Genomic DNA, 13952 nt, shown 5'->3' on the forward strand with positions numbered 1-13952 from the left:
ATGTGAATTCATATATTGTATACGTACTTAAAAATTAACAGTAATTACGCCCCGGTAATTGCTTGTAGTAACTTTCAGGATTGTTGTTAAGTAATGCGAAGCTTAATTAAACCAATAAGTGTGGTTATCGCACTTTGTAGCGCCATGGCAGTAAAGGCCGATACGGTTAGCGAATTAGAACAACTCGTCAATAAATGGCTGCAAATAGAAAATCAAAACAGTGAACTAAATACACACTGGCTTGATCAAAAAAGTAGTATGGAACAAACCTTAACGCTTTTAGATGCCGAGCAGCAGCAACTTAGTCAGCTTAACCAACGCAGGCAAAAGAATACCAGCGAATTGACCCAAAAACGCGAGCAACTTGTCACTAAGCAAGCTGAATTAGAAAATGATCAGCAACAACTAAACGATCAACTCGCACGTATTTCCCAGCAGTTACTTTCATTACAAGTACAGCTACCTCCACCGCTATTAACCAGCTGGAAAAATGCAGGTGACTTAACTAACTCACAGTTAAATACTACCGACAAGCTACAAACTGCACTTAAAATGCTGGAATTACTACGTGATTTTCAACAACGTATTTCCATACACGAAATGGCAATTAAGCACCCAGACGGACAAGAAGTATGGGTTAAGCAGCTCTACCTTGGTGCAGCGCAAGCATGGTTTGTAAGTGAAGACTTGAGCTATGTGGGTATTGGCTTTCCAAGCGATTTAGGTTGGCAATGGGAGTTTGACCCTAGCATTAACGCTGAGCAAGTTGCGTTAGGAATAGCCGTACAACAAAAAAAGCGCGCTGCTGATTGGGTAACACTGCCTATTTTAAGTTATGCAAACAATACGCAAAAAGGGGTTAAGTAATGACTTTTGCCCACACATTTAAAACGTTTAGCATCTTAGTTTTATTATTCAGCGCACACATTTCTTTTGCAGCAAGCAGTGATGACGCTAAAAAAAGTATTTTAAGTGATATTAAAACAGCGCAGCGTACGCTAAGTAACACGCAAAACAGTGTTGCTAAAGAGCAAGCCTTACTTGGTAAAAAAATATTTAATAAACAGCAATCACTTAGTAAATTACGTGAAGAGGCTGCGGTAAATCGCCGCCTTGCTGATGAAGACACTTTAAGTTTAGAGCAGCTGCAAACACGTCTAGATACATGGCAGCAACAACAGCAATACCAACTTAATTTATTAAATCGCTTTGTCCGCCAAAATAGTGATAGCGAGCATGTTACTAATAATCAAAACGAATTATTAAGCCAAGTTGTTTCACTAATTAGCGATCAAGAACAGGCGCTTTACCCACACTTTAAAAAGCAGCCTGTTGTGCTTAGTAATGGTGAATTAAGCCAAGCAAGCACCTTGCAAGTCGGCCCTGTAGCTTGGTTTAGCACGCAAACACCTAAACTTGCAGGTCTATTAAATTTAGATGATGAATCTAATGCATTAAAAGTAGCGTTAGTACAATCAACAAGTAACGACAACCCACTTGATAACACCTTAAAACAAAATGGTGTGGGGTCTACATTACTTACTTTCGACCCTAGTTTAACGCACTTAGTAACCAGCCAAGCACAGCAAGAGAGCCCGCTTGAACACTTAGAAAAAGGTGGCTTATGGGCTATTCCTATTATTTTATTTGCCTGTTTTGCACTGACTATTGCGTTATTAAAAGCCGCGCAGCTATTGCGTTTAAGCAAAATTAAAATGCATTCACAAATGCAATTACAGCAATTTTTTAAAGCTGAAAATACAAATGAATTTGCTGGTATGCAAAAACAGTTATTTAACTTAACCCTGCAAAGTGAAAAAGGGCAAGTGAGAGACGATCAATTGTTTAATCAATTAATTCACGATAAGCATAAGCTTGATAACTTTATTGGCGCAATTGCAGTTACAGCTGCAGTAGCTCCATTATTAGGTTTATTGGGAACCGTAAGCGGCATGATCGAAACATTTAAAATGATGACCTTGTTTGGTTCGGGCGATCCAGAAGTTGTATCGGGCGGTATTGCACAAGCACTAATAACTACCGAGCTTGGCTTAGTAGTTGCTATACCAGCACTGGTGTTAAACGCCCTACTATCGCGCAAAGCTAAAGCTTATTACAGCCAACTAGAGGGCTTTGCATTGCAACTAAGTCAGTTAGAAAAAGGAGATAAATAATGTTTGATCAAATTATTGGTAATCCTATTTGTTGGTTTATTATTTTACTTGCTTTGTTTGTGTACCAGCTGATTTTTCATGACTTATTACATTTAAAACATTACAAGGCACAGCGTACAGGTTATTGGCAAGAAGTTAGCTCTATTTTAACTGCCGCCCTGCCCCTGCTTGGTTTACTCGGTACTATTGTTGGTTTGCTCGATACATTTAAAGTAATGGCACTGGGGCACAACGAGTTAATGAGTGAAGCTATTGGCGATGCATTGCTTACAACCCAGCTTGGGCTTGTTTGCGCCATTCCCGCATGGCTAATGCAAGCGTACTTAGGTTATTTGAAACGTAGCCCTAAATTACACACACAACAAAATATACCAAGTAAGCAGTTAGGATAACCGTTATGCAATCACGTTTAAAACATCGGTTAGAGCAAGAGTCAGGGCAGCATATTGATATGTCGCCTTTGTTGGACGTTGTATTTATTTTGCTAATATTTTTTATTGTTACCACCGTATTTGTACGCGAAAGTGGCGTTGAAGTAGATAAACCTCAAGCAGTATCGGCAAGTCGTCTTGAGCAGCAAGTTATATTTTTAGCAATTACCGACTCCCAACAAGTCTTTTTTGATGGCAGCCAAATTGGTGTTGCTGGTGTGCGCAGCAGCGTAGAACAAATGCTAAAACAGCAGCAACGCCCCGTGGTTATTCAAGCTGACAAATCAGTTCCTACTGAGTTATTAGTTCAAGTAATTGATGAAGCAAAGCTTGCCGGTGCAGCGCAAGTTAATTTAGCGACCAAACAATAATATGCACGCTATTAACCTGGTTCAAAAAAAACGTAATATTCGCCATCCATTATTTGCCTTTGGTTTAAGTTTACTCGTACTTACAGCGGCATTGTTATTACTATGGCTTGGGCAACTAGCTGAGCACGTGGTGCAAGACAAAGTAATTGTGCGCGAGGTAGCAATGGTTGCATTACCACCTCCACCTCCGCCCTCAATACAACAACAGCAAGCAAACGAGCCGATGCAAAGCTTAACTGTACAAGGCGCTGGTGCTTCTATTCAGGCTGTTAAGGTTAAAATTAATAGTAATTTAAATGTTGTAAAACCCGATACGCCAAGCATTAAAGTAAATACACCACAACTGCAATCAATAAGTGTAAATTGGGATGCATTTAGCTTAAATCAGCTTGATGGTTTACCTACTTTACTTACGCCAGTAAAAGCGATTTTACCAAAGAGTTTAACCCGTCAAGGTATTGATGTATTCACTGTAAAGCTCGACGTGTTTATAGATGAAAGCGGTAAGGTAAGTTTAATTGAGGTAGTGCAAAACCCATACCCAGAACTAAAACCCGCAATCGACAAAATTATTAAACAAAGCCGCTTTAGTGCACCTAAAAAAGAAGGTGAGACTGTACGCGCTCGCTTTATTTGGCCAATTGAATTTAAACCTTAAGCCCTATTAAAATGAAAAATATGAACGCAATTAAAACGCTAAAACCATTAACTCGCGCATTTATTACTTCTTTAATGTGCTCATTGCCTTTATTAGGTGTAAGTAGCGTGCATGCAACCGCTGCTAGTGATACTAATGCGCCACTAAAAGTGACACTTACACCTAGCGATCCTACATGGCAACTGGCAATAAATAATAAGTTATTAGGTCCAACTGAAGTACTTATTGAGCCAACCGAGCGCGGTTTTGCCCGCCAAGTACAACCGCTATTACAAGCCGGTAATTACAGTGAAGTTGCTGCACTATTTAAAAATCGTGATATGAATCAAGACAGCACCGCTTTAAACTTATTGCGCGCACAAGTTTTGCTTTCAATAAAAGATTTTGATAAAGCCGAAGCCGCTTATTTAGCATGTTTAAAAGCATCACCAAGTTTAATACAAGCGCACCAAGGCTTAAGCCTTTTGTACATGCAACAAGCAAACTACAATAAAGCGCAAACGCACTTAGTTCGCACTATTGAGTTGGGTCAGGCTGATGCACAAAGCTATGCACAGCTTGCTTATATTCATGTGCAACATAATCAACCTTGGAGCGCTGTAGCAGCCTATCGCCAAGCGCTTATGCTAGCGCCAGAAACAAGTCAATATCAGCAAGGGCTATTATTTGCTTTAATTGAATCAGGTGATTTAAATCAAGCTAATGCATTATTAAAAGAGTTACTTAACAAAAACCCTGATAACGCAGAACTTTGGTTGCAACGTGCACAAATTGCATTGCAACTAGAACAAAATAAAAATGCACTTGCGGCAATTGAAGTCGCACTTAAACTTAACCCTAAAGATACGAGCAATCAGCTTCTTGCTGCACAATTACACTTAAGCCAAGGTAGCAGTGAGCGTGCCGTTACTTTATTAAAACAAGGCTTAAAACATGCAGGTAAAAAACAACAAACAGCAGTAATTAACACCACAATGCAAACACTAGGATGGCTTGTATCGCAGCAGCAATGGGGATTAGCTAAAGAGCTTATACACAGCGCTAAACGGTTCACTAAACAGTTACCACGTGATGAGCAAGCACAGTTTTCGGTTTACAACGCACAGTTAGCAATACAGCAAGGCAATACAAATGGAGCAATAAAAAGTTTAAATAGTGCTCTTAAAATCAATCCAAATTTAGGCGATGCCCTACTTAGCCTTGCAAGTATTTATCGTAATAAAAACCAGCTTACCCAAGCCAAACTAATGTACGTACGTGCACAAGCATTACCTGATTATCAGTTATCTGCATGGCTTGGATTATCACAAGTAGCAATTGATTCTAAAGACTACCCTGATGCACTTAAGCACCTAAAAAAAGCACTACAAGCAAATCCGCAGCGCCAAGATTTAATTACTAATATTCGTGCCCTTGAAAATATAGTACGCCAAGAAGGATAGATGCTTTTAAGCAAATCGAGTGCTGCGCTTTAGACAGACCAATGAATAGCTATTAGTTATAAATATTAAAAGCGGCGCTTTTCGCGTGAGCAAGCTCTACGCATACCGGTAAAGTTTGACGCTGTGGTTAAATTTACTTGTAGACGCACAGCTTGCTGGCGTGACGAGTAAAGCTCGTAATTACTAAAAACGGCGCTTTTCGCGTGAGCAAGCCCTACGCCTATCGGTAAAATTTAACGCTGTGGTTAAATTTACTTGTAGACGCCCAGCTTGCTGGCGTGACGAGCAAAGCTCGTAATTATTAAAAGCGGCGCTTTTCGCGTGAGCAAGCTCTACGCCTACCGGTAAAATTTGACGCTGTGGTTAAATTTACTTGTAGACGCACAGCTTGCTGGCGTGACGAGCAAAGCTCGTAATTACTATGTTTATGTCTTCTCATTTACCCCTCTTTTACTTATCTTTGTACAATAAAGTTTTAAGTAACTTATTCACAAAGAGGGTTAAAGGGCGCTCCGCTTCTCGCGTGAGCAAGATCTACATAAAACTAAAACGTTACCAATTTTGCATTTCGACTATGCGCGACTGCGTTCGCGCATATTCAAAGCTTAGTTTTTTGCCTGTATAAAGAGTGTCAATGTCGGCTTCGGCATTTATTACCAGCAACTTATGGCAATCGTAAAACTCATCCACTAACGCAATAAAACGACGCGCTTCGTCATCTAAAGTATGCTCATCTAATGTTTGCTTTTCGCGTTGGTAACTGTCTTCAATGCCATGCACAATAACTTTACCCGTAGCATTTACACCCATTTTTGGTACATTTGATATATATAAAACATCAAACTGCTTTGCTAAAAACATGTAGTCGTTAGCGCTACGAGGACCAGAGCACAACGCCATAAAATCAATCATTAACGCATTATCGGTTTTTAATAAATAAGGTAACTCACGTCCATGCACACTGATTGTGTTGCTTTGCACTGCTGTAGGATAGTCAATTAAAAATGCAGATTTAAACGCTGACTCTGATAAGCCAATAAAATAGTGACTACTATTTTTACCGTGTCTAAAGCGATGATCTTCAATCCCTTCAACACTAATTATATGACAATGATTATTTACTAAATCGATAGTGGGCAAAAACCGCGCTCGTTGTAAGCCATTATAATAAAGCTGCTCTGGCTTTGCATTAGAGGTAGCCACCAGTACTACACCGTGTTTAAACAGTGCGTCGAATAATCTTGCCATAATCATGGCATCACCAATGTCGCTCACAAAAAATTCATCAAAACACAGCACACGAATATTTTTTGCCCACTGTTTTGCAATTAAATTTAATGGATTTTTTTGACCTTGCAATTGCGCTAGTTGAGCATGTACTTGCGCAATAAAATGATGAAAATGTAAACGCTGTTTTTGAGTCGTAGCTAAGTTTTTATAAAATAAATCCATTAACATAGATTTACCACGCCCAACAGGTCCATACAAATAAACCCCTTTAACTAACGGTGCTTTTTGCCACCAAGTATGGCTTGTCTGCAACTGCTCACTCAAGATATTTAACGCACTCACTGCATTTTGCTGAGCAACATCAAAACTTAGTTCACCAGAGGCAACCTTTGCTTTATATAGGCTTAAAATTTGTGTGCTCTGCACTGTCATGGTATTTCACTATCCGTTATAATCGCGCCCATTGTAGCCGACTAAAAATGTGAACCAAAATGAAATTCCCTTGCCGCTTAGATAAATTTATTAGCCACTTAGCAGAGCTACCTCGCTCAAAAGCGCGCGCTAGTATAAAACGCAAAGAAGTAAGCGTTAATGGCGAAGTGGTAACCTCACATGATTCTCATATTCATCAGCAAGACGAAGTGCTTTTTCAAGGTGAACCGCTGGTATTTTTAGGTAAGCGCTACTACATGCTAAATAAACCAGTTGGTTACGTTAGCGCCAATAGCGACGAGCTTCACAAAACAGTATTTGATTTACTCGATGAGCCAAACATGAGTGACTTTCACGTGGCTGGTCGCTTAGACATAGACACCACGGGCTTGGTGATTATTACAAACGATGGTGAGTGGTCACATAAAATCACATCACCAAAAAGTAATAAATTTAAAACCTATTTAGTCGAAACCCAAGAGCCCATTACTGATGAAGCATTAGAGCAATTACGCGAAGGTGTGATGCTGCATAACGAAAAAGATTTAACTCGCCCTGCTATCGCCGAACGACTTGCTAATTACGGACTGCGTTTATCAATAAGTGAAGGTAAGTTTCATCAGGTTAAACGTATGCTTTATGCTGTAGATAACAAAGTGGTTGAATTACACCGCGAACAAATTGCTGGTATTAAATTAGATGAAAACCTAGCAAGTGGTGAGTATAGATTGCTAACAGCTGATGAAATTAAGCTATAACCTATATGATTTTACAAAAAAGTATCATACCTAAATGCACTCGTTTTATAATCATTCCATAAATAAAAGGAGCTCTAATGAATATATTTAAACGTTGTAATTTAGCAATTTTAATAACCTCTATAACAATATGCTTTTCAGTCAGTGCAAAGTCCAATAGAAGTAGAGTACAACGCTTATTTGGAAAAATATAATTCAGCAATTAAACAACATAATTATGATGATGCTTGCCTAGCTGCCGAGAAACTTTTATCAATGGACTCTTCTGATACGTTTTCCCTTTTAAGATTATCTTATTGTTCAGAAAAGTTAGATGGTAAATATAAAAAGGTCGTTGAGTTATATTGGAAAAGTGTAGCTCGTTCAAATAAACAAGAAATCGAAATATTAGATTTTATAAAAGTAATTAATTCATCTAAATAGTTCTAACTCTCTAATTTAGTGCAGATAAAATTGTAAACAATTACGATTTTATTTGTACTAAATCGTAATCAGCCATACCTGGCACTATAGCTTGCAAACGAGATTCGGTTACATCGAGCGTATTTAAGCATTCACAGTATTCTGAGGCTTTAAGCTCTAACTGATGCGCCTTTTTTTGCAATGATTTATCAATCTCTTTTGTGATGATATCCATACGCTGACCCATGTCGTTAATACGATCTTCTATATTACCTTCGCGCGATTTGAACGCACCGCCTAACGACACAATAATTGCACCAAGCGATCCGTGTACTGCGGAATGAATTTTTTGGCTAATTTCTTTGGTAAAAAAATCATCAATTTGAGAAAGTGATTGCGGAGCAATAAAAAAGAAGTCATCGCCACGTTTAAATTTATCCATTAACGCACGCTCTACATACTTAAGCTGGGTTTTAAGTACTTCAGGGTCTTTATCAGACATTCCCTCTACAACATGCTCTATGGCGCTTAAACCTAAATGCACACCGTCGGTTGCTAAGTTAACTAACTCGGGAACTGTGTGGCGAATGCCACTACTAAACTGCTCAAGGACTTTGCTTTCATCGTCGCTCAAATCAACCCAATAACCACGAATAAATAACTGATTATTATTATTAATTTGCACACGAGTTTGACCGTTATCAACTATACGAATTACATCGTCTGTGATTATTAAACCGTGTCTGAGTTCTACGTCGCATTGAGGTTGAGCTAATACACTGGTACTTGTAAGGGCTATGGATAACGCCAATATCGAACGAGATAGAAACGCCATAAACACCTCAAAAAGACCAAAATGGAAGAGCGGTAGGTTAACAAAAAACCAACTTTATGCAAGTAAAAGTAACGAAAGGAATACAAACGTCGAATTAATAAAGTAAGGCGATAACAGCTTAAAAAGCGAGGTGTAAAACCTCACCTACAATAAACATCAAACCCGACAACATACACCAAACCTGTAGATGCGAATTTACATCAATCATGTAACTTGGCTTTAATATTTTAAAAACAAAAAGCGAGGTGTAAAACCTCACCTACAATAAACATCAAACCCAACAACATACACCAAACCCGTAGGTGCGAACTTACATCAATCGTGTATCTAGGCTTTAATATTTTAAAAACAAAAAGCGAGGTATAAAACCTCACCTACAATAAACATCAAACCCAACAACATGCTCCAAACCCGTAGGTGCGATTTTATATCGCGCTCATGTAACGTGGCTTTAAAGTTTAAAAAGCGAGGTATAAAACCTCACCTACAATAAACATCAAACCCAACAACATGCACCAAACCCGTAGGTGCGAACTTACATCAATCGTGTATCTAGGCTTTAATATTTTAAAAAACAAAAAGCGAGGCGTAAAAACTCACCTACAATAAACATCAAACCCGACAACATACACCAAACCCGTAGGTGCGAATTTATTTCGCGCTCGTGTAGCATAGCTTTAAAGTTTAAAAAGCGAGGTGTAAAACCTCACCTACAATAAACATCAAACCCAACAACATGCACCAAACCCGTAGGTGCGAATTTATTTCGCGCTCGTGTAGCATAGCTTTAAAGTTTAAAAAGCGAGGTGTAAAACCTCACCTACAAAACAAATGAAGCGAGGTGTAAAACCTCACCTACAACGGTATTTACCACCGAGCTTTGCACGGCAAAAAGGAGACAATATTTATTGCTGATTGTCTCCTTATAATTGTAATAATTTTTTAAATTGGCGAACCAGGTGGTATTGGTAACGCTTTAAAATTACTCGGCCACGTGCCGGTTTTTAAAAATTGATTAATCTGCTGTGCTAAATATTGTTTAAATGCACTTTCGCCGGTGCTGGTATGACTTAGTAATGAATTTTGATTAAAGTCTTCACTTAGCTTCGTCAGGTAGTAACTTAATTGAGCTTGCACTTCAGGGCTTACAGCATCGTTTGCAACTAAATCTGCCATTGTTTTTGCAGTTAAAAATTGTACGCGCTGAGTGATTTTTCCTGCCATAGTATTTGGCGACGATACGTTAAATACTTGACTGTAAAGCTTCTCAAGTAATTCATCTAAGCTGTAAAAATCATTACTACGTGCTTGCTGCTGCGCTAAACGGTTTAAGCGCTGAGCGTTTAATAATAACGATAAGCTATGTTGTACAGCAACTTCAGGTAATGCCATTGCATCAAGTGTTAAACCTGTACGGCCAACTATACTTTCGCGTGATTTAGACTCGCCATATGCTTTTGGCGGAATAAGAGATAATACAGACTCTGGCAATAATAAGTTACTAGACTTAAGTGTTGCAAAAATAGCATTTACTGCTTCTTGCTGTATTTGCTTTGCAACTACTTGCGCGCCTTTAACTTGCGCATCACTGCGTATTTCGTATTCGTAATCAACTCCCGCTATAAGTTTAACAGCAGCCTCAACCTGAAAACGATGAAACAAGTAAAGCGGGACTAGCTTTTCTTCTAATTGTGAAAGTGCATCACCGGTTTTAATATTATTAATACCAAACTGAGAAAGCGCTTTTTTACGAACATCTAGTACTCTTAAAAGCTCCTGTGAAGGGTTAGCGCCGTTATCCCATAAATGAGCAGTCGGATGCGATCCACCTTTTGCACGCGCATCACGGTCTGATATAAATTCAAGCCCTTTTGCTTTGTTCTCTTTTAAGATAGCGGCGAGTTCTGCGCTTTCATCTTGATTAGTGAAATCGCTGTAACCATATTTAATTACTTGGGTATCCCATACACCCATGCCTTTAGCATAGCCGCGCGTTACATCTAGCTTACCCTGCTCATTAAAGCTAAGTAACGGATGAGGATAATCCATTACAGAAGCTCTATCACCTACCGATGCAGCAAAGTTATGTGAAATACCCAACGTATGACCAATTTCGTGCGCGCTTAATTGGCGTATACGATCAAGCGCCATCGCTTGTAAATTTTTAGCAACTTCATTACCTTTTAAATAAGGTGCAGCAAGCGCTTCGGCAATTAAAATATCTTGGCGTACACGTAAAGAGCCAAGTGTTACATGCCCTTTAAGGATTTCACCTGTACGAGGGTCGATTACAGAACTTCCGTATGACCAACCGCGTGTTGCACGATGCACCCATTGAATAACGTTATAACGAATATCCATAGGATCGGCATTGGTTGGTAATACTTTTACTATAAATGCATTTTTGTACCCTGCAGCACTAAACGCGTCATTCCACCACTTTCCGCCTTCAAGTAAAGCGCTTTTTACTGGTTCTGGTACACCCGGATCTAAATAATAAACAATAGGTTTTACTGGTTCGCTAACAGGTAAGCTCGGATCTTTTTTAGCTAAGCGATGACGCGGTATATAACGCACATACATAGATTCACCTAGTGGTGCTGCGTAATCTTTATGTTCAATACTCCAAAAACCTGATTGCGAATTAAATTTACGCGGTACGTAGTTATCATCAGGTAATTGAATAAGAGAGTGATGCATATGCACAGTAAGAGCGTATGGGTCTGCGCTAACTTGGCGAACAAACTCACCAGGCTTTGTACCTTTGAACGTAAGTACTGATTCAAGCTCTGTGTTTTTTACAAATGCTTTTGAGCGATTCATATCAACAGCACTTCGCGATTCATCAAGGTTAAAGCTACCTTGTTTACGGGCAGCAAGTGTTCGGCTTACACCATGCACGTCACTTAATAAATAAGGGGTGTAATCAATCAGCGCTGTACTATTATCCTCTGCAACAACTTTAAAACCAGCAAGTATGCTTGATGCAAATGCTTCTTTAATACTTTGTTGTTCCGCTTTATTACTCGTATTAGCACGGTAGTAAGTATTTACAGCGCGTAACATTACTTTGTCACCAAAACGCTCAAACTGAACTAAATAAGTGTTACCTAACTGACCGCGATCAAGCCCTATGTCGTTAGAGCCAATACCGTACGGTAAACTTTGTTGAAGTAAAAACTGCTGTTCAAACTTATCAACTTTTAAGTACACCTTGCCATTTTGGGTATCATAAAAGAATGAATAGAAGCCTGGAAAATGATTCATTTGCCCAGTAAATTCATCAATAGACTTAATTGCTGCGTGCGCTTGGGTTATGATAGAGAACAGCACAGTAAGGAATATGTAACATAATAGTGATATTTTTTTCATAATCTTATCTTTGTTATTTGTGTTTTAAGTACGATTAGGTGGTCCCATTATAGGGTGCTATTTAAACAATACAGTTATTTAAGACGAATTTCAGCGCTTTAAACTAATCTCTCTCACTTTGTGATTAATTTGAATATGTTATCAGGAAAATAAAATGCGTAGACTCCCTCCAGTATTACTTGAAGACGGTTGCCCAAGAGAGCTTTTATCATTAATTCGAACAATTTTAGCTGCATGTAAAGAAATTTCATTTCGTGTTGGTCAAGGTGCACTTTCAGGCGTGTTAGGTTCAACTCTTGATGAAAACATTCAAGGCGAAACTCAAAAAAAGCTCGATGTATTATCTAATCAGCTGTTAAAAGATATTTTACTGGAATCTGGAACGGTTAAAGCAATCGCTTCTGAGGAAGAAGACTACACAGTAGCTGGCAATCAAGATGCTAAATATATTGTTGCATTTGATCCCCTTGATGGCTCATCAAATACTGATATTAACTCACTTGTGGGTACTATCTTCTCGATTATGGAAGCACCTGAAGGCTCTGATGCTGCTGATGAAAGTATTTTTATGCAGCCGGGCCATAAGCAAGTTGCAGCTGGTTACGTACTTTATGGTCCGTCGACCATGCTTGCACTTAGTACAGGTAAAGGCACGCGTATGTTTACTCTTGATAAAACACAAGGTAGCTTTTTACTAACACAAGATTTTGCTGACATTCCTGCTGAGACTAACGAATTTGCTATTAATTCATCTAATCAACGCCATTGGCAACCAGCAATGCAAAGCTATATTAATGACTTAGAAGCTGGCGAAACAGGTCCTCGTGCTAAAAACTTTAATATGCGCTGGATTGCAGCAATGGTTGGCGATGTGCATCGTGTATTAAGCCGTGGTGGTATTTTTACTTACCCTACCGACACTAAAGATCCTAAAAAACCTAATAAACTACGCTTACTTTACGAAGCCAATCCAATGGCTATGCTGGTAGAGCAAGCTGGCGGCATTGCCTCAACAGGCAGTGAACGTATTATGGATATTCAGCCTGATGCAATCCACCAGCGTGTGGCTGTAATTTTGGGTTCTAAAAACGAAGTGGAAACATGTTTGGGATACCATAAGTAATCGTTTAAAACGGTAATTCTCGATTTAAAAAAAACCGCGTTCAATTTGAATGCGGTTTTTTATTACTTATAAGTTACATGATTGATGTAAATTCGCACCTACAGGTTAAGTGTATGTGTTGATGTAGGTGAGGTTTTACACCTCGCTTTTTAAACTTTAAAACCACTACATGAGCGCGATGTAAAATCGCACCTACGGATTTGGTGTATGTTGTTGGGTTTGATGTTTATTGTAGGTGAGGTTTTACACCTCGCTTTTTAAACTTTAAAACACGTTACATGAGCGCGATGTAAAATCGCACCTACGGATTTGGTGTATGTTGTGGGGTTTGATGTTTACTGTAGGTGAGGTTTTACACCTCGCTTTATTGGCTGCTTAGCGCTAAATCAAATTTTTACCAACGTAACTAATTGCGCAAGCTTTTTGTGACTAAGCTCACCCATTTGCTCACTGTTACTAAGCGCATAAATAACGCCGTCATGTTCACTGCAATTAATATCATCTCTCGACTCAATTACATTAGCCCACAGCTCTAGGTCATCCAAGTCGATTTCGTTATTTAAACAACGTTCTAGTACATCAATTAGTACTGTGGTTGTTAAAGTATAAATAATATTTTGACTGTTTGCAGGAGTTGAAACAATAACCGAAATGGCATCATCTCTGCGTTCACCAAAAGTAATAAATTCAGCTAATGCTTTTTGTGTGTTCATAATATTTGGTA

Annotated in this window: 14 protein-coding genes; 9 read left to right on the forward strand and 5 right to left on the reverse strand. The window is 38.9% G+C overall.

The window, feature by feature from the left end; genetic code table 11:
• Nucleotides 1–93: 93 nt before the first annotated feature.
• From I6F65_RS12735 to I6F65_RS12760, 6 genes are read left to right on the forward strand one after another with little or no spacing between them, the layout of a single operon-like run.
• Nucleotides 94–867: a DUF3450 family protein gene (locus I6F65_RS12735; protein WP_024609730.1), complete on the forward strand. Its 774-nt coding sequence runs from the start codon at nt 94–96 to the stop codon at nt 865–867.
• Nucleotides 867–2174: a MotA/TolQ/ExbB proton channel family protein gene (locus tag I6F65_RS12740; RefSeq protein ID WP_197113154.1), complete on the forward strand. Its 1308-nt coding sequence runs from the start codon at nt 867–869 to the stop codon at nt 2172–2174. The genes I6F65_RS12735 and I6F65_RS12740 overlap by 1 nt, the downstream gene beginning before the upstream one ends.
• Entirely contained in the window at nt 2174–2566 is a 393-nt protein-coding gene (locus I6F65_RS12745) for a MotA/TolQ/ExbB proton channel family protein (protein ID WP_197113156.1), read from the forward strand. Before I6F65_RS12740 ends, I6F65_RS12745 begins: the two co-directional genes overlap by 1 nt.
• Nucleotides 2567–2571: 5 nt before the next feature.
• Nucleotides 2572–2976 carry a biopolymer transporter ExbD gene (locus I6F65_RS12750; RefSeq protein WP_024609733.1) on the forward strand — a complete coding sequence of 135 codons (405 nt, stop codon included), beginning with the start codon at nt 2572–2574 and terminating at the stop codon, nt 2974–2976.
• A 1-nt stretch (nt 2977) separates the two neighbouring features.
• Nucleotides 2978–3634, forward strand: coding sequence for an energy transducer TonB (locus I6F65_RS12755; protein ID WP_166114473.1), 657 nt, complete (start codon nt 2978–2980; stop codon nt 3632–3634).
• A 20-nt stretch (nt 3635–3654) separates the two neighbouring features.
• On the forward strand, nt 3655–5076 hold the full coding sequence (locus I6F65_RS12760; RefSeq protein WP_197113158.1) for a lipopolysaccharide assembly protein LapB: 1422 nt from the start codon (nt 3655–3657) through the stop codon (nt 5074–5076).
• A 301-nt stretch (nt 5077–5377) separates the two neighbouring features.
• On the opposite strand, the gene I6F65_RS12765 is transcribed toward I6F65_RS12760, so the two are convergent.
• On the reverse strand, nt 5378–5515 hold the full coding sequence (locus tag I6F65_RS12765; RefSeq protein WP_197113160.1) for a hypothetical protein: 138 nt from the start codon (nt 5513–5515) through the stop codon (nt 5378–5380).
• 113 nt (nt 5516–5628) lie between these two features.
• A complete protein-coding gene (gene zapE / locus I6F65_RS12770; protein WP_197113162.1) occupies nt 5629–6738 on the reverse strand; it encodes a cell division protein ZapE in 1110 nt (369 codons plus the stop codon).
• 59 nt (nt 6739–6797) lie between these two features.
• Here zapE and I6F65_RS12775 point away from each other — a divergent pair, with 59 nt between their 5' ends.
• Both I6F65_RS12775 and I6F65_RS12780 read left to right on the forward strand, forming a co-directional pair.
• Nucleotides 6798–7496: a pseudouridine synthase gene (locus I6F65_RS12775; RefSeq protein ID WP_024609656.1), complete on the forward strand. Its 699-nt coding sequence runs from the start codon at nt 6798–6800 to the stop codon at nt 7494–7496.
• Nucleotides 7497–7640: 144 nt separating this feature from the next.
• Entirely contained in the window at nt 7641–7919 is a 279-nt protein-coding gene (locus tag I6F65_RS12780) for a hypothetical protein (protein WP_166114338.1), read from the forward strand.
• Between the two features lie 40 nt (nt 7920–7959).
• Here I6F65_RS12780 and I6F65_RS12785 read toward each other — a convergent pair whose 3' ends face one another.
• Together I6F65_RS12785 and I6F65_RS12790 are read right to left on the reverse strand one after the other, a co-directional pair.
• On the reverse strand, nt 7960–8733 hold the full coding sequence (locus I6F65_RS12785; protein ID WP_166114341.1) for a YggN family protein: 774 nt from the start codon (nt 8731–8733) through the stop codon (nt 7960–7962).
• A gap of 942 nt (nt 8734–9675) precedes the next feature.
• The gene (locus I6F65_RS12790; protein ID WP_197113164.1) at nt 9676–12105 is read right to left on the reverse strand and encodes a zinc-dependent metalloprotease; all 2430 of its coding nucleotides are present in this window, start codon (nt 12103–12105) and stop codon (nt 9676–9678) included.
• A gap of 154 nt (nt 12106–12259) precedes the next feature.
• Between I6F65_RS12790 and I6F65_RS12795 the strand changes: the two genes are divergently transcribed.
• Entirely contained in the window at nt 12260–13228 is a 969-nt protein-coding gene (locus I6F65_RS12795) for a class 1 fructose-bisphosphatase (protein ID WP_024609652.1), read from the forward strand.
• 386 nt (nt 13229–13614) lie between these two features.
• Here the strand turns inward: I6F65_RS12795 and I6F65_RS12800 are convergent, their stop codons facing one another.
• Nucleotides 13615–13941: a hypothetical protein gene (locus I6F65_RS12800; protein ID WP_166114350.1), complete on the reverse strand. Its 327-nt coding sequence runs from the start codon at nt 13939–13941 to the stop codon at nt 13615–13617.
• Nucleotides 13942–13952: the final 11 nt, after the last annotated feature.

The organism is Pseudoalteromonas sp. SWXJZ94C (genome assembly GCF_015864385.1).
Taxonomy (GTDB): domain Bacteria; phylum Pseudomonadota; class Gammaproteobacteria; order Enterobacterales; family Alteromonadaceae; genus Pseudoalteromonas.

Bases quoted from the DNA above. Each gene is read 5' to 3' on its own strand.
- I6F65_RS12800 (WP_166114350.1), bottom strand. From the start codon at position 13,941: ATGAACACACAAAAAGCATTAGCTGAATTTATTACTTTTGGTGAACGC.
- I6F65_RS12755 (WP_166114473.1), top strand. From the start codon at position 2,978: ATGCACGCTATTAACCTGGTTCAAAAAAAACGTAATATTCGCCATCCA.
- I6F65_RS12745 (WP_197113156.1), top strand. From the start codon at position 2,174: ATGTTTGATCAAATTATTGGTAATCCTATTTGTTGGTTTATTATTTTA.
- zapE (WP_197113162.1), bottom strand. From the start codon at position 6,738: ATGACAGTGCAGAGCACACAAATTTTAAGCCTATATAAAGCAAAGGTT.
- I6F65_RS12795 (WP_024609652.1), top strand. From the start codon at position 12,260: ATGCGTAGACTCCCTCCAGTATTACTTGAAGACGGTTGCCCAAGAGAG.
- I6F65_RS12765 (WP_197113160.1), bottom strand. From the start codon at position 5,515: ATGAGAAGACATAAACATAGTAATTACGAGCTTTGCTCGTCACGCCAG.
- I6F65_RS12785 (WP_166114341.1), bottom strand. From the start codon at position 8,733: ATGGCGTTTCTATCTCGTTCGATATTGGCGTTATCCATAGCCCTTACA.
- I6F65_RS12775 (WP_024609656.1), top strand. From the start codon at position 6,798: ATGAAATTCCCTTGCCGCTTAGATAAATTTATTAGCCACTTAGCAGAG.
- I6F65_RS12740 (WP_197113154.1), top strand. From the start codon at position 867: ATGACTTTTGCCCACACATTTAAAACGTTTAGCATCTTAGTTTTATTA.
- I6F65_RS12790 (WP_197113164.1), bottom strand. From the start codon at position 12,105: ATGAAAAAAATATCACTATTATGTTACATATTCCTTACTGTGCTGTTC.
- I6F65_RS12760 (WP_197113158.1), top strand. From the start codon at position 3,655: ATGAACGCAATTAAAACGCTAAAACCATTAACTCGCGCATTTATTACT.
- I6F65_RS12735 (WP_024609730.1), top strand. From the start codon at position 94: ATGCGAAGCTTAATTAAACCAATAAGTGTGGTTATCGCACTTTGTAGC.
- I6F65_RS12750 (WP_024609733.1), top strand. From the start codon at position 2,572: ATGCAATCACGTTTAAAACATCGGTTAGAGCAAGAGTCAGGGCAGCAT.